Raw genomic sequence first — 14975 nt, forward strand, 5'->3', positions numbered from 1 at the left:
CTTACAATTGTTAAACTATTAGTCAATCTTTGAAATCTAAACAAGTGATCGATTGAGCCAGTCTATTATTTTATAATTTATAATAGATTAGACAAACTAATAAATAAAACTAAAAGTTTTTTGATTAAAAACTTCATAATAAAATCCTATCAAATAAATTTTGCTAGGTAATTAATATGGAGAGTTTGATCCTGGCTCAGAGTGAACGCTGGCGGCGTGCCTAATACATGCAAGTCGAACGGACAAGTAAGAGCTTGCTCTTATGAGTTAGTGGCGCACGGGTGAGTAATGTATAGCTAATCTGCCCTACACTAGAGGACAACAGTTGGAAACGGCTGCTAATACTCTATACTCCTATCTTACATAAGTTAGATAGGGAAAGTTTTTCGGTGTAGGATGAGGCTATATTGTATCAGCTAGTTGGTGAGGTAATGGCTCACCAAGGCTATGACGCATAACTGGTCTGAGAGGATGATCAGTCACACTGGAACTGAGACACGGTCCAGACTCCTACGGGAGGCAGCAGTAGGGAATATTGCTCAATGGGGGAAACCCTGAAGCAGCAACGCCGCGTGGAGGATGACACTTTTCGGAGCGTAAACTCCTTTTGTTAGGGAAGAATAATGACGGTACCTAACGAATAAGCACCGGCTAACTCCGTGCCAGCAGCCGCGGTAATACGGAGGGTGCAAGCGTTACTCGGAATCACTGGGCGTAAAGGACGCGTAGGCGGATTATCAAGTCTCTTGTGAAATCCTATGGCTTAACCATAGAACTGCTTGGGAAACTGATAATCTAGAGTGAGGGAGAGGCAGATGGAATTGGTGGTGTAGGGGTAAAATCCGTAGAGATCACCAGGAATACCCATTGCGAAGGCGATCTGCTGGAACTCAACTGACGCTAATGCGTGAAAGCGTGGGGAGCAAACAGGATTAGATACCCTGGTAGTCCACGCCCTAAACGATGTATACTAGTTGTTGCTAAGCTAGTCTTGGCAGTAATGCACCTAACGGATTAAGTATACCGCCTGGGGAGTACGGTCGCAAGATTAAAACTCAAAGGAATAGACGGGGACCCGCACAAGCGGTGGAGCATGTGGTTTAATTCGAAGATACGCGAAGAACCTTACCCGGACTTGATATCTAACAAATCATCTAGAGATAGAAGAGTGTCTGCTTGCAGAAATGTTAAGACAGGTGCTGCACGGCTGTCGTCAGCTCGTGTCGTGAGATGTTGGGTTAAGTCCCGCAACGAGCGCAACCCACGTCATTAGTTGCTAACAGTTCGGCTGAGCACTCTAATGAGACTGCCTTCGTAAGGAGGAGGAAGGTGTGGACGACGTCAAGTCATCATGGCCCTTATGTCCGGGGCGACACACGTGCTACAATGGCATATACAATGAGAAGCAATATCGCGAGATGGAGCAAATCTATAAAATATGTCCCAGTTCGGATTGGAGTCTGCAACTCGACTCCATGAAGCCGGAATCGCTAGTAATCGTAGATCAGCCATGCTACGGTGAATACGTTCCCGGGTCTTGTACTCACCGCCCGTCACACCATGGGAGTTGATTTCACTCGAAGCCGGAATACTAAATTAGTTACCGTCCACAGTGGAATCAGCGACTGGGGTGAAGTCGTAACAAGGTAACCGTAGGAGAACCTGCGGTTGGATCACCTCCTTTCTAGAGTACATATAGATATTCTCTCACAAGATATCTATAAGAAAGATATTCTCAATCATCCTTGTTTAGTTTTGAAAGATTGATAGACCTATAGGGGCCTATAGCTCAGCTGGTTAGAGTGCACCCCTGATAAGGGTGAGGTCACAAGTTCAAGTCTTGTTAGGCCCACCAGAGAATTTAATTGGGGAATTAGCTCAGCTGGGAGAGCGCCTGCTTTGCACGCAGGAGGTCAGCGGTTCGATCCCGCTATTCTCCACCATAAAATAGTTTAACTATATTAAGTCTAATTAGAGAGCTTAAAAATTAAACTTTCTAATTAGACTTTTGTCTAAATGTTCTTTTAATTAATATTGTTAATAGTCACAAGCAAGTTTTAAAAACAATTTTACAGGACTTGTTAAAGATTTAAATTTCTATTCTCTTTGCATTTAATGCAAAAGTTTGATGTCACAATCTATTTAGGATTTAAAACTTATCTAAATAGTAGTCAATGCTTTCCGTCTTGAGAGCTAGAATTTAAATATAGTAACATAAAGTTATCTTTAACAAGGAAGTGATGCGAATTAGAATAATCTAATATAGAAAAGGTAAGCTACAAAGAGCAAGTGGTGGATGCCTTGGCTAGTAGAGGCGATGAAAGACGTGCCAGGCTGCGATAAGTCTCGGGGAGCCGTCAAGGGGCTTTGATCCGGGAATTTCTGAATGGGGCAACCCAGTTAAGTGCGAGCTTAACTACCTAATATGGAGCGAACGAGGGGAATTGAAACATCTTAGTACCCTCAGGAAAAGAAATCAAAAGAGATTACGCTAGTAGCGGCGAGCGAACGCGTAAGAGGGCAAACCACTAGTTTACTAGTGGGGTTGTAGGACTGCAATATAGACTAAACTTAGCTAATAGAATAATCTGGAAAGATTAAGCATAGAGGGTGATACTCCCGTATATGAAAGCTTTGTTTTACTTAGCAGTATCCTGAGTAGGGCGGAACACGTGATATTCTGTCTGAAGCTGGGTAGACCACTATCCAACCCTAAATACTACTACTAGACCGATAGTGCACAAGTACCGTGAGGGAAAGGTGAAAAGAACTGAGGTGATCAGAGTGAAATAGAACCTGAAACCATTTGCTTACAATCATTCAGAGCCCTATGATTTATCAGGGTGATGGACTGCCTTTTGCATAATGAGCCTGCGAGTTGTGATGTCTGGCAAGGTTAAGGAAACCCGGAGCCGTAGCGAAAGCGAGTCTTAATAGGGCGTTTAGTCAGACGTTGCAGACCCGAAACGATGTGATCTATCCATGAGCAGGTTGAAACCGGTGTAAGAGCCGGTGGAGGACCGAACCCGCTAGCGTTGAAAAGCTATGGGATGACTTGTGGATAGGGGTGAAAGGCCAATCAAACATCGTGATAGCTGGTTCTCTCCGAAATATATTTAGGTATAGCGTCATGTAGTAATACTAGGGGGTAGAGCACTGAATGGGCTAGGGCATACACCAATGTACCAAACCCTATCAAACTCCGAATACCTAGTGTGTAATCATGGCAGTCAGGCGGCGAGTGATAAAATCCGTCGTCGAGAGGGGAACAACCCAGACTAACAGCTAAGGTCCCTAAATCTCATTTAAGTGGAAAACGATGTGGAGTTACTTAAACAACCAGGAGGTTGGCTTAGAAGCAGCCATCCTTTAAAGAAAGCGTAATAGCTCACTGGTCTAGTGATTCTGCGCGGAAAATATAACGGGGCTAAAATGAGTACCGAAGCTTTAGACTTAGTTTTCTAAGTGGTAGGAGAGCGTTGTATTTGCGTTGAAGGTATACCGGTAAGGAGTGCTGGAGCGAATACAAGTGAGCATGCAGGCATGAGTAGCGATAATTGGGGTGAGAATCCCCAACGCCGTAAACCCAAGGTTTCCTACGCGATGCTCGTCATCGTAGGGTTAGCCGGGTCCTAAGCAAAGTCCGAAAGGGGTATGCGATGGAAAATTGGTTAATATTCCAATGCCAACTATAATGTGCGATGGAAGGACGCTTAGAGTTAAGCAAGCTAGCGAATGGTAGTGCTAGTCGAAAGGTGTAGGTTAAGATCCAGGCAAATCCGGATCTTTTTAAGCCGAGACCCCACAGGCGTTTGAAGTTCTTCGGAATGGATAGCGAATTGCCGATACTGTCGAGCCAAGAAAAGTTTCTAAGTTTAGTTATAGTTGCCCGTACCGTAAACCGACACAGGTGGGTGGGATGAGTATTCTAAGGCGCGTGGAAGAACTCTCTTCAAGGAACTCTGCAAAATAGCACCGTATCTTCGGTATAAGGTGTGCCTAACTTTGTGAAGGATTTACTCCGTAAGCATTGAAGGTTACAACAAAGAGTCCCTCCCGACTGTTTACCAAAAACACAGCACTCTGCTAACTCGTAAGAGGATGTATAGGGTGTGACGCCTGCCCGGTGCTCGAAGGTTAATTGATGACGTTAGCTCTGCGAAGCGTTTGATCGAAGCCCGAGTAAACGGCGGCCGTAACTATAACGGTCCTAAGGTAGCGAAATTCCTTGTCGATTAAATATCGACCTGCATGAATGGCGTAACGAGATGGGAGCTGTCTCGAAGAGGGATCCAGTGAAATTGTAGTGGAGGTGAAAATTCCTCCTACCCGCGGCAAGACGGAAAGACCCCGTGGACCTTTACTACAGCTTGACACTGCTATTGGGATAAAAATGTGCAGGATAGGTGGGAGGCTTTGATCCATAGACGCCAGTTTATGGTGAGCCATTGTTGAGATACCACTCTTTTTTATTCTGATAGCTAACTAGCTTGAGTTATCCTCAAGTAGGACAATGTCTGGTGGGTAGTTTGACTGGGGCGGTCGCCTCCCAAAATGTAACGGAGGCTTACAAAGGTTGGCTCAGAACGGTTGGAAATCGTTCGCAGAGTATAAAGGCAAAAGCCAGCTTAACTGCGAGACATACACGTCAAGCAGGGACGAAAGTCGGTCTTAGTGATCCGGTGGTTCTGTGTGGAAGGGCCATCGCTCAAAGGATAAAAGGTACCCCGGGGATAACAGGCTGATCTCCCCCAAGAGCTCACATCGACGGGGAGGTTTGGCACCTCGATGTCGGCTCATCGCATCCTGGGGCTGGAGCAGGTCCCAAGGGTATGGCTGTTCGCCATTTAAAGCGGTACGCGAGCTGGGTTCAGAACGTCGTGAGACAGTTCGGTCCCTATCTGCCGTGGGCGTAAGAAGATTGAGGAGAGTTGACCCTAGTACGAGAGGACCGGGTCGAACCAACCACTGGTGTACGAGTTGTTCTGCCAAGAGCACCGCTCGGTAGCTATGTTGGGATGTGATAACTGCTGAAAGCATCTAAGCAGGAAGCCAACTCCAAGATGAATCTTCTTTTAAGAGCTCATATAGACTATGTGTTTGATAGGCTGGGTGTGTAATGGATGAAAGTCCTTTAGCTGACCAGTACTAATAGCTCGTCTGCTTATCTTTTAATAAGCATCACTTCCTTGTTAAGGATAAAAACTTAATATGATATGTTTTTATAAAACTTTGTTTATGACTTTTAACTTTATCAAGTAGTGTTAAATAAGAGATTTATCTGATATATCTTTTATTTAACACTGCCCGTGACTATACAGACGAGGAAACGCCTTGCTCCATCTCGAACCAAGAAGCTAAGCTCGTCCTGGCTGATGATACTCTCCCTTACTGGGATGTTGGAAAAGTAGGTCGTTGCGGGCTTTGTTAATTTTTAATATTCTTTATCTAAACAATCATCTTTTAATATTTATATTCTTAAATAATTAGACTTTTTATCTTTACATTTATAAATATCTTTTAGTTTATGCTTTTATACGAGTGTTGACTAAAAACACCAAATATGATAGACTCCAAACCCAAATTTACCCAAAAAGGACAAAAATGAAAAAGATTATATTCTCACTATTAGCAGCAGCTTCTACATTACTAGCAGCCATAAATTTAAACACTGCCACAAAAGAAGAGCTAATGAGTTTAGATGGCATAGGATCTTCAAAGGCAGATGCAATAATTGAGTATAGAAAAGCGAATAAATTTAACTCAATAGAAGATATAAAAAATGTAAATGGTATAGGTGATAAGACATTTGAAAATTTAAAATCAGATATATCAGTATCAGGCACTACAAAGATAGATGACACAAAATCAAAAATAAAATCTAAAAAAGATGAGATAAAAGAAAAAGTAAGTAAAAAGAGTGATGAAGTAAAAGAGAAAAAAGATGGTGCTAAAGATAGCGTAAAAGAAGTCAAAGATAAGAAAGAAAGCCCAAAAGATAAAGCAGAGAAAAAGAGCAAAGCTAAAAAAGAGAAAAGCAAAGAGTAATAAAATCTAGGAATTTATAAAATTCTTATATAAAGTATATAAAAATAGTTAGGAGCGCATAGCGTTCCTAATAAAAAATAGATTGGTTTTTATATATTTGCCTACTTTTTAAATTCTATAACTTAGTTTGTCAACTTTTTAAATTTTATAGATTAATAAGTTCATCTAATAGATCTTGTAAAGTAATGCTTCTTAAACTATCCTCTAAAGCTTCTTGTGCTTTTAGGAGGGGAGGGGTTAAGAGGCCTTCGATCTTGCCACCAAGTGGGCAAGCTTTAGGTGAGTCAGAGTGGATCTTGAAAAGTTTTTCTTTATCATTTACTGCGTTAAAAATTTGAAGGAGGGTTAGGTATTGGGGAGGGTATCACTGACTTGAGATATGGTGTTTGTGGGGCCGGGGTGTTTAGGCATCAAATAGTTATGTCAAGCATATGATGTTCGCTAGGCACTATTTCCTCATTATCTGCTATATCGTCCAAATTTTCTCCGTCACTATCTCTTGAATTTTGTTTTTCGCTCTCAAACTCACTTGCCTCTTCTTCATTTTTTTGGCGTTCATGTTCCTTTTCAGGGTCTATTTTATAAGACTCTTCCATCGGACGCACCTCTTTGATCTCTTCACTTTGTTGCGAGGCAAGCTCAGCTGCCATTAAAGACTGCATATCAAATCTAGCTTGTTGATTTGCATGCACTTGCGATACTACTGGGGCATTTTGATTTATAAAGTTACTATTTCCTAAAGGTGTTACAGCCATTTTTAGCCTTTATTTATGATGATAGTTTTATAGTTCGTATAAGTGACATTTGCACCGTTTTCACGTTTTAAATTTTCACGCTTAGTGTAGTCTACCTCGTATCTGCCAGCTCCCTTTACACTAAATTCCACACAGAATTTAGCTGCCATTTCTAGCACATCTTCAGGCACCCTACTCTTGTTTGTCTTGATGATGACATGGGCGCTTGGGGCGTCTTTTAGATGAAGCCAGATGTCATCTTTTTTAGCAAGATTAAGCAAATTTATATTACCTTTTTCATTTCTACCAACTAAAATTTTAAATTCTCTAACGTAAAAAATTTCAGCATTTTCACTCACATCTTTCACATTACGTTCTCTTTGTTTTGCCTTGTTTTTTGGGCTTAAAATTTCAAGCTCATAAAGACTGTTCGCTTCTTTTAAAAGAGATTTTAGACCTTCAAAAAACTCGATCTTTTCACTTAAATTTCTCTTTTCTATCTCCACGCCAATAGCTTTTGCACGAAGCTTTTTTGATCTTGTGTAAAACTCATTTGCACTATTTTTTGGTGTATCGCTAAGAGTTAGTTTTATCTCGTTGCCATCAAAATCTTTTAGACAAATTTCCCTCTCATAACCTTTAAAATTCCCTAAATTTGCAAGCAAAAGTGATCCTAAATTCGCAGCTTCTTCACTCTTTTTTATTAGCTCATCTTTATCTTCAAGTGAGTTTAAAATTTCGCTCATGCTATCTATCTTTTTTTGTACGCTTGCAAGCTTCGCCTCTTTTAAGCTAGCTATCCTGGATTCATTTACTCTGTCCGCTTCGCTCTTAAAAAACGCCTCAAAGTCAGTTATGGGCTCGCACGGTTTTTCTTTGATGGTGATAGCTGAAAGCTCTCTTAAAACTTCGCCAGTTTCTATCTTTCGATAGCTGTTGTCGATGTGTCTTAACGCTTCAATGATTACGTTGTTTTCATCAGTTATTACAGCATTTGTAAAGCGGCCAGTAAATTCAAGATAAAGCACAAAATTTTCACTTTTATATGAGCCACTTTGCGTGCAGATAAATTTTAAAATTCTATTGTCTTTTAAGCATTCAACGCTTTTTATATGCGAGGCATTAAATCGCTTTTTTAGCACATTATCAAAGGGTGCTTGATAAATTTTTGCTTCTTTTAGCTCGTCATCTTTGTAGATAGCGGAGTTTGATTTGTTTAGATCAAAGATGATCTTCTCTCCATTAAATTCGATCAAAATAGCCATATCATTAATGCGTTTTGCTTGGTTTATCTTTGTAAAATTTGATAGATAACTTGCTATTTGAACTAAATGTGCGTACTTCATGTGGGGATTATATCAGAAATGTTGCAAAAATGTTTTAATAAAAGCTTTATCGCTAGCTATGAAAAGAATAGTAAAAATCTGTTTTCTGATCCATGTTTAATTTTTTCAAATGTTTTATTTGTAATGTTATTAAAATATAAATTTTTCGTAAATTTTTTTCATAAAAATTTAAAATATATTTTTATATAATGATAACTATTTTTATAATATTAAATTTTCTTTAAGGGATGATAAATGAATAAATTTCGCATTAGTGCGGTGCTTTGTTTTGCTATTTCTGCTTTAAATGCTGCTGATGTAAGCTTAGATGGAATTAGCATTGAAGATAGCGCAGACGATGGTTATAGAGCCACAACGAGTGAGGTGGCAAGACAAATACGCCAATTCTTGAGATACCACAAACTGTAAACGTTGTAACCCAGCAGCAGCTAAAGGATAAAAAGCCAGAAAATTTAATGGAATCGCTTCAAAACGTAAGTGGTGTTAGCTATGCGAATACAACTTCAGGAAATTTTGATGCGGCTTTAAAGCGTGGCTTTGGTGGCGGACGTGACGGCTCTATAATGCGTAATGGTGTATCAGCTGGTGTGACGCACAACTTTAATGCAACTGTACAAAGCGTCGAGGTGTTAAAGGGCCCAGCAAGCTTGCTTTACGACGTTCAAGATGCCGGCGGTATCATAAATCTAGTAACTAAAAAACCGCTTTATGAAAATAGCAATGAAATTTGGCTTGGCACCGGTAATAAAAAGTATAGAGATTTTGGCTTTGATTCAACTGGAGCTTTGGGTGAGAGCGGTTTTGCATATAGATTTATATTTGATTGGTCGGGTAAGGATTATTGGAGAGAGTATGGCGAATATAAAAATTTACTCATCGCTCCAAGTATAAGTTATAAAGGCGACGACTATCGTATTGATGCTGCCTACTCCCATACAAAATACACCGACCCCGCAGATCGCGGCATGTATATGCTAGAATCAGGACAAATTTTAGACATAGATAAAAAAGTCAGGTTAGATGAGCCATTCAACGAAATAGACGGCAAAGTAGATACTTTTGATCTAAGTTTTGAGAAAAATTTTGGCGAGAATTGGCTATTAAAAGGAGCTTATGCATTTTCACGCTCACTACATGAGTACGGACAAGCTCGCATTATGAATATAAATTTGGCTAGTGGAATCGCAAAAAGACGTATGGAGTGGTATGAAGATTTTGAGCATAAGACCCATGCTGGATCACTTACATTAAACGGTATAGTAGAAACTGGAAGCATAACTCATAATCTTTTATTTGGAGTAGATGCTAAAGAGTATCTAAGACAACGTCCAGAAGCTCGTCAGATCGAAGCAAATGATGCTAGAAATAATATAAATATCTACTCGCCTATTTATGGTAGAGTTAGCGTAGATGACATCAAAAGTAGAGGTGCTAGCAAAAAGACGCAATACCACAAACTAAAAACGATCGGTACTTACGCACAAGATAGTATAAATTTAACTGATAGCTTAATATTTGTAGCGGGACTAAGGTATGAATACTACAACCAAATAGTAGGCGATCAAAACAGATATATTGCCAGACCTTTGCCTTTTACTAAAAGTATAGATAAAAGTGGTGGCAAGCTGCTTTATAATGTCGGACTTTTATATCTACTAACTCCTGAGTGGTTAGTTTATACTAGCCACTCTCAAAGCTTTAAGCCACAAACCTCTATCGGCAACAAAGGTGCTGTCTCATTAGAGCCAGAAGAGGGAAAATCTATCGAGTTTGGAACAAAATTTCAAAACAATAGCATAACCGCAATGGCAGCTTTATTTAATATCGATAAGAAAAATATTATAAACAATGTAAACAATATATCATATACGAGTGGTAAAGCAAATTCTAGAGGAGTAGAGTTTGATTTTAATGGACGTATTACAGATGGACTTAGTGTAAGTTCAAGCTATACCTATACCAAAACTAAACTAAAAGAAGATAGAAATATGGCTTGGAAAGTGGGTAGGCCGCTTGAGGCTACTCCAAAGCATCAAGCGAGTTTATTTGCTAATTACGATTTTACCCATCTTGGCGTAAAAGGTCTAAGAATAGGTGGTGGCGCCAGGTATTTTGGCTCTTGGTATACTTACAATCAACAAAAAAACTCAGCAGCTTATGGAAGCTTTTATAAATTACCACATGCTATTACTTACGATGCTTTTGTTAGCTATACGACTAGAATTTCAGGCTATGAGACAAATTTTGCATTTAATGTGAAAAACCTAACTGATAAACTTTACTACGTAACAGCATCATCTGGAACCGACTCTTCAGTGTTGCCTATCACCCCAGGTTATGCTCGTCAGTTTATGCTAACAGCTAGCGTTAAATTTTAAATTTACTAGGCCTTTTGGCTTAGTAAATTTTCTTTAAATTTAGCAATTTTCGTTAAAATCGCCTCAAAATTTAAAGGAAATTTATGAAACAAACTATCACCGAGAAAATATTTTCAGATCACGTTGGCAAAGAGGTAGGCGCAGGAGAGATCATCGAGAGCAAGATCGATATGATCATAGGCAACGACATCACGACACCTATTTCGATCAAGCAGTTTGAGCGAAGCGGCGCTAAAAAGCTAGCTAACCCAGACGGCTTTGCCATCGTTATGGATCACTACATCCCGACAAAAGATATCTTAAGCGCCAACCAAGCCAAAATTTCACGCGAATTTGCCTATAAACACGACCTTAAAAACTATTTTGATGAAAAAGATATGGGCATCGAGCACGCGCTTTTGCCTGAAAAGGGGCTAGTCATCCCAGGTGACGTTATCATCGGCGCAGATAGTCACACCTGTACGCACGGCGCTCTTGGAGCGTTTAGCACTGGTATGGGCAGTACCGACCTAGCTTATGCGATGATCACTGGCAAAAACTGGTTTAAAGTGCCTGAGAGCATCAAGGTCATTTTTAAAGGCAAACTTGATAAGCACGTCTACGGCAAGGACCTTATCCTTGAGATCATCCGTCAAATAGGCGTTGATGGCGCACTTTACAAGGCGCTTGAGTTTAGCGGTGAGGTGATAGAGGGCCTTAGTATGGATGATAGATTTTCAATGTGTAATATGGCGATTGAAGCTGGTGCAAAGAGCGGTATCATCGCGGTTGATGAGATCACAAAAGAGTTTTTAAAAGATAAAAATTTACGCGATAAACCAAGATTTTTCTACTCAGACGAGGGCGCAAAATACGACAAAATTTTAGAGATTGATGTGACTAATCTTGATCCAGTTATCGCATATCCATTTTTGCCAAGCAACGGCAAGAGCGTAAGGCAGGCGGTTCGTGACGATTTAGCCATTGATCAAGCATTTATCGGTTCATGCACAAATGGCCGCCTAAGCGACCTTCGAATCGCAGCACAAATTTTAAAAGGCAAAAAAGTAGCTCGCAAGACAAGGCTTATCATCACTCCAGCGACGCAAAAGATCGCAAGAGCTGCCGAAAAAGAGGGCTTAATTGACATTTTCATTGATGCAGGAGCGGTTGTGAGCAATCCAACTTGTGGCGCTTGTCTTGGCGGATATATGGGAATTTTAGGTGCAAATGAGCGCTGCATCTCGACGACAAATAGAAATTTCGTCGGACGTATGGGCGATAGAACGAGTGAAATTTATCTAGCCAACTCAGCAGTTGTAGCGGCCTCAGCCATAGCAGGTAAAATCGCCGATCCGAGGGACTTATAAAAAATAATATGGATAGTTTGATATCTGACTCATTGAAAATTGTACTTGGTGCAGTCCTAACAATGTGTGCGCAATGGGTGTACGCTAATCTAAACACGAAAAAAGAGAAAAATAAACTCAGGCGACAAAAGCTAGAGGAAGCGTTTATTATAGTTGGGGATATTTTAGGGGGAATACATTACAAAGTAGCTTTATTAATAAATCCAAATTTAAATATAGAAAATCCAAAATTTGAAATTGGTAAATTACACTCGCTTATCAGTTTTTACGCACCAGAACTGCAAGAGGACTATAAGGATTTTATGTCTACATATCAAGAATTCGGTCCGCTTATCCTAAACAAATTCAGAACTTTAGATAGTGATGACAAAAGAATAGAGGCAACAACTGAGGAGCTAGTACAAATGATCTTTTCGCTAAGCTCAAAAGGCAATATAATTAAAGAAAAGTTAGCCAAAATAGCGCAAACACTATAAATTAGTTGTTGCGGCGAAGCAAATAATGTTTTATTGTAAAATCACCGCAACATCTAAATGGCGTATTAAAACGCTGTTATAGTTGCCAAAAGACCAAAAATTATACCTGGGAAGTTTGCAGCAGAAAGTGGATAGTCTTTTTTAGCTTTTAATAGGCCGTAGCTTGTCCAGATTGTGCAGTTTAGTGCGGCTGCCAGTGGCTGTATAAAAGGCGTCTTGTTGCCATCAAGATTACCCATTATTTGTGGGATGTATGAAAAGTACATAACAACTGATAGGCATGTGCCGATCCAGCCTAAAATTTGTAGATTTTTTTCGCTCATTGCTTCTCCTTAAATAAAAGCGCCATTATATCTTTTTTTTAACCATAGCAAGCAAATGGATAAAATAGCCATGATTTTTACTGCGATTAAGATGGTTTTGGTAAAATTGAGCATTTTAAAAGGATAAAAATGCCAGATATAGTATATGACAAAGCAAAATGGCATTGGGGTGCGAAAGATGCGCCGACTGATATACCGCATGAAAACGGTGCGACACACATTGCATTTTTCTTTCGCTGGTGCATGGAACACAAATTTTATTCAAAGGAATTTGCGGCAGATTTTGCGGACGATATAGCACAGATGGACGAAAATTTTAACTATCGTCAGTATCTTTTTGACGCTATGGACGGCGTACTTGGAAGCGCGGAGCTAAATACTGCTGGTAAAGCCTTTGCAAAAGCTTACTATACGACCGATCGGACAAAATTTGCCAAAATGTATGGTTGGTATTTGCAGGATTATACGGATTTTGTTTCGAAAAAATTTGGTGAAAAATACTTTGATAACGCCTATTTTTATATAGAAAATTCACAAGAAAACTATGCCTTGATCAAAGCTATCATTGATCGTCGCTACGAGGAATTTTTAACAATGAAAAGGGCAAAGCAGGCTTAAAATTTTACAAGTAGCATAAACAAAAATAAGTTTTTATCACATATTTTTGGTAGATCAAAGCCGCTTTTAGCTAAATTTAGCCTCATAACTTTCTTAAGGGAAAAGATGCAAACTTGCGTGATTTTAGCAGGTGGCAAAAGCTCGCGTATGGGGCAAGATAAGACACTTTTGCCATTTGGTGGTTTTAAGACGCTTACTCATTATGAGGTTGCGAAATTTAGCAAAGTTTTTGGCGAAGTTTATGTAAGCTCGAAATTTGAGAAATTTAGCCCGCCACTAAAGCTTATAAAAGATGAAAATAGCAATAACTATTCGCCAATGCTCGCACTTTACTCCATTCTTAAAAATTTTGATCATAGTGTTTTTGTGATCCCAGCCGATATGCCATTTTTTGATCTTAAAAGCTTAGAGGAGCTTGTTAAATTTAAAGATGAATTTGACATGGTTGTGGCTAGTGATAATGAGCACATTCACTCGCTTTGTGGTTTTTTTAGCCCAAGGCTTGCCACTTTGGCTCATGAGTTTTATTTAAAAAATGAGCATAAAATCGGACTTTTGAGAAAAAGCTGTAAATGCAAAGTCGTAAATTTTAAAGATAGTGAGCAGTTTTTTAACGTAAATTTCCCTGACGAATACGAAATGGCAAAGAAAATCCAAGAAAAGAAGATAGATGATGAGTAAAATTTTATTATTTTTAAGCCTTGGCCTTAGTTTTTTGATGGCAAGTGGACTGGACGATTTTAAAAGAGCACAAGAGCTGGAGCAAAGTGGCGACATAAAGGCTGCGATGCAAATTTATAAAGAGCTAGCCAAAAGCTCTTTAAACGAGCAAAGCGTGATACAAAATGTGCAAGAGAGTGAGCCAGCGCCAAGAGAGGCAAAGCTAAAGCAAGCTGATCTTTTAAGAGAAGATAAAAGTGGTAAAAATTTACAAAATGCACTTGGTATTGAGCTTTATAAATTTAACTACCTTTTACCAGTAACTTATGCTAAAAATGTGCCAAATGATGAGCGAAAAAGCGTTGAAACTAAGTTTCAAATAAGCCTTGCAAAGCCGTTATTTTATGACCTATTTGGGCTTAGAGAGAGCCTTGTAGCAGCCTACACCCAGACATCTTGGTGGCAGATAACAAGAACTTCAGCGCCATTTCGTGAGACGAACTATCAGCCAGAAATTTTTCTAAATTTTGCTTCTCCAAAATATTTGGAGCAAATAGGTGTAAAAAACCTAAAATTTGGACTTTTGCATGAGTCAAATGGACGAGATGGTAGCAATTCAAGAAGCTGGAATAGAGCTTATGTGCAAAGTGATTTTGTTTTTGGCAAGCTTAGTATTTCGCCAAGAGCTTGGATGGTAGTGGGCAATAAGGGCGATAATAAAGATATATTAAAATACATAGGACACGGCGATGTAAGGCTTAGCTACAACCTTAATGATCACATTTTTAGCCTGATGCTAAGAAATAACTTACATTTTGATAAAACAAATAAAGGTGCTGCTGAAATTTCATATATGTTTCCTATCTTCTCAACCGGAGTTTATGGCTATTTGCAGTATTTTACTGGATATGGCGAGAGTTTGATTGATTATAATAGGCATACTGATAAATTTGGTCTTGGTTTTGTTATTTTAAAATAAGATAAAAATTTTAAACTTATAAAATGGCTAAATTTAGGCAAATAGTCATAAATTTACTCAAATA

General features: G+C 39.3%; 11 protein-coding genes, 2 tRNA genes, 3 rRNA genes and 1 pseudogene. 13 read left to right on the plus strand and 4 right to left on the minus strand.

The annotated features are described in order from the left end of the window. Nucleotides 1-173 precede the first annotated feature (173 nt). The 6 genes from F3H01_RS02115 to F3H01_RS09670 all read left to right on the plus strand — a co-directional run bounded on the left by F3H01_RS02115 (nucleotide 174) and on the right by F3H01_RS09670 (nucleotide 6048). A 16S ribosomal RNA gene (locus tag F3H01_RS02115) occupies nucleotides 174-1684 on the plus strand. A 94-nt stretch (nucleotides 1685-1778) separates the two neighbouring features. Then, a tRNA-Ile gene (locus F3H01_RS02120) sits at nucleotides 1779-1855 on the plus strand. A 12-nt stretch (nucleotides 1856-1867) separates the two neighbouring features. Next, nucleotides 1868-1943, plus strand: a tRNA-Ala gene (locus F3H01_RS02125). A 326-nt stretch (nucleotides 1944-2269) separates the two neighbouring features. Continuing rightward, nucleotides 2270-5172: ribosomal RNA gene (locus F3H01_RS02130) — 23S ribosomal RNA — on the plus strand. Between the two features lie 133 nt (nucleotides 5173-5305). Further along, nucleotides 5306-5424, plus strand: a 5S ribosomal RNA gene (gene rrf / locus F3H01_RS02135). The 16S, 23S and 5S rRNA genes sit together here with 2 tRNA genes alongside, the layout of an rRNA operon. Nucleotides 5425-5604: 180 nt before the next feature. Further along, nucleotides 5605-6048, plus strand: coding sequence for a ComEA family DNA-binding protein (locus F3H01_RS09670; RefSeq protein WP_149724683.1), 444 nt, complete (start codon nucleotides 5605-5607; stop codon nucleotides 6046-6048). 145 nt (nucleotides 6049-6193) lie between these two features. On the opposite strand, the pseudogene F3H01_RS09365 reads toward F3H01_RS09670, so the two are convergent. The 3 genes and pseudogenes from F3H01_RS09365 to F3H01_RS02155 all read right to left on the minus strand — a co-directional run. Beyond that, nucleotides 6194-6397: pseudogene (locus F3H01_RS09365) on the minus strand (Rrf2 family transcriptional regulator); the annotation flags it as partial. 61 nt (nucleotides 6398-6458) lie between these two features. Beyond that, entirely contained in the window at nucleotides 6459-6803 is a 345-nt protein-coding gene (locus F3H01_RS02150; RefSeq protein ID WP_107696099.1) for a hypothetical protein, read from the minus strand. 2 nt (nucleotides 6804-6805) lie between these two features. After that, complete coding sequence (locus F3H01_RS02155) at nucleotides 6806-8128, minus strand: NFACT RNA binding domain-containing protein (protein WP_149724684.1); 1323 nt, start codon at nucleotides 8126-8128, stop codon at nucleotides 6806-6808. A gap of 234 nt (nucleotides 8129-8362) precedes the next feature. Between F3H01_RS02155 and F3H01_RS09370 the strand changes: the two genes are divergently transcribed. From F3H01_RS09370 to F3H01_RS02170, 4 genes are all read left to right on the plus strand, one after another. Next, nucleotides 8363-8536, plus strand: a complete 174-nt coding sequence (locus tag F3H01_RS09370; RefSeq protein ID WP_223155327.1) for a hypothetical protein — start codon at nucleotides 8363-8365, stop codon at nucleotides 8534-8536. Further along, the gene (locus F3H01_RS02160) at nucleotides 8521-10506 is read left to right on the plus strand and encodes a TonB-dependent siderophore receptor (protein WP_223155339.1); all 1986 of its coding nucleotides are present in this window, start codon (nucleotides 8521-8523) and stop codon (nucleotides 10504-10506) included. The genes F3H01_RS09370 and F3H01_RS02160 overlap by 16 nt, the downstream gene beginning before the upstream one ends. Before the next feature lie 83 nt (nucleotides 10507-10589). Then, nucleotides 10590-11855, plus strand: coding sequence for a 3-isopropylmalate dehydratase large subunit (gene leuC / locus F3H01_RS02165; protein WP_149724685.1), 1266 nt, complete (start codon nucleotides 10590-10592; stop codon nucleotides 11853-11855). A gap of 8 nt (nucleotides 11856-11863) precedes the next feature. Beyond that, a complete protein-coding gene (locus F3H01_RS02170; RefSeq protein ID WP_149724686.1) occupies nucleotides 11864-12331 on the plus strand; it encodes a hypothetical protein in 468 nt (155 codons plus the stop codon). 65 nt (nucleotides 12332-12396) lie between these two features. Here F3H01_RS02170 and F3H01_RS02175 read toward each other — a convergent pair whose 3' ends face one another. Continuing rightward, the gene (locus F3H01_RS02175; protein ID WP_021091682.1) at nucleotides 12397-12654 is read right to left on the minus strand and encodes a SemiSWEET family transporter; all 258 of its coding nucleotides are present in this window, start codon (nucleotides 12652-12654) and stop codon (nucleotides 12397-12399) included. A gap of 129 nt (nucleotides 12655-12783) precedes the next feature. Here F3H01_RS02175 and F3H01_RS02180 point away from each other — a divergent pair, with 129 nt between their 5' ends. The 3 genes from F3H01_RS02180 to F3H01_RS02190 all read left to right on the plus strand — a co-directional run bounded on the left by F3H01_RS02180 (nucleotide 12784) and on the right by F3H01_RS02190 (nucleotide 14911). Further along, nucleotides 12784-13272 (plus strand): DUF7832 domain-containing protein, encoded by a 489-nt coding sequence (locus tag F3H01_RS02180; protein WP_087586026.1) that lies wholly within the window; start codon nucleotides 12784-12786, stop codon nucleotides 13270-13272. A 105-nt stretch (nucleotides 13273-13377) separates the two neighbouring features. Further along, nucleotides 13378-13953, plus strand: a complete 576-nt coding sequence (locus tag F3H01_RS02185; protein WP_087586027.1) for a molybdenum cofactor guanylyltransferase — start codon at nucleotides 13378-13380, stop codon at nucleotides 13951-13953. Next, nucleotides 13943-14911, plus strand: a complete 969-nt coding sequence (locus F3H01_RS02190; RefSeq protein WP_223155328.1) for a phospholipase A — start codon at nucleotides 13943-13945, stop codon at nucleotides 14909-14911. Before F3H01_RS02185 ends, F3H01_RS02190 begins: the two co-directional genes overlap by 11 nt. The last annotated feature ends 64 nt before the right edge of the window (nucleotides 14912-14975 follow it).

This window comes from Campylobacter concisus (assembly GCF_902460875.1).
GTDB lineage: Bacteria > Campylobacterota > Campylobacteria > Campylobacterales > Campylobacteraceae > Campylobacter_A > Campylobacter_A concisus_AA.

Excerpts from the sequence above, each read along its gene's own strand:
- F3H01_RS09670 (WP_149724683.1), top strand. The coding sequence starts at position 5,605 with ATGAAAAAGATTATATTCTCACTATTAGCAGCAGCTTCTACATTACTA.
- F3H01_RS02150 (WP_107696099.1), bottom strand. The coding sequence starts at position 6,803 with ATGGCTGTAACACCTTTAGGAAATAGTAACTTTATAAATCAAAATGCC.
- F3H01_RS02155 (WP_149724684.1), bottom strand. The coding sequence starts at position 8,128 with ATGAAGTACGCACATTTAGTTCAAATAGCAAGTTATCTATCAAATTTT.
- F3H01_RS09370 (WP_223155327.1), top strand. The coding sequence starts at position 8,363 with ATGAATAAATTTCGCATTAGTGCGGTGCTTTGTTTTGCTATTTCTGCT.
- leuC (WP_149724685.1), top strand. The coding sequence starts at position 10,590 with ATGAAACAAACTATCACCGAGAAAATATTTTCAGATCACGTTGGCAAA.
- F3H01_RS02170 (WP_149724686.1), top strand. The coding sequence starts at position 11,864 with ATGGATAGTTTGATATCTGACTCATTGAAAATTGTACTTGGTGCAGTC.
- F3H01_RS02175 (WP_021091682.1), bottom strand. The coding sequence starts at position 12,654 with ATGAGCGAAAAAAATCTACAAATTTTAGGCTGGATCGGCACATGCCTA.
- F3H01_RS02180 (WP_087586026.1), top strand. The coding sequence starts at position 12,784 with ATGCCAGATATAGTATATGACAAAGCAAAATGGCATTGGGGTGCGAAA.
- F3H01_RS02185 (WP_087586027.1), top strand. The coding sequence starts at position 13,378 with ATGCAAACTTGCGTGATTTTAGCAGGTGGCAAAAGCTCGCGTATGGGG.
- F3H01_RS02190 (WP_223155328.1), top strand. The coding sequence starts at position 13,943 with ATGATGAGTAAAATTTTATTATTTTTAAGCCTTGGCCTTAGTTTTTTG.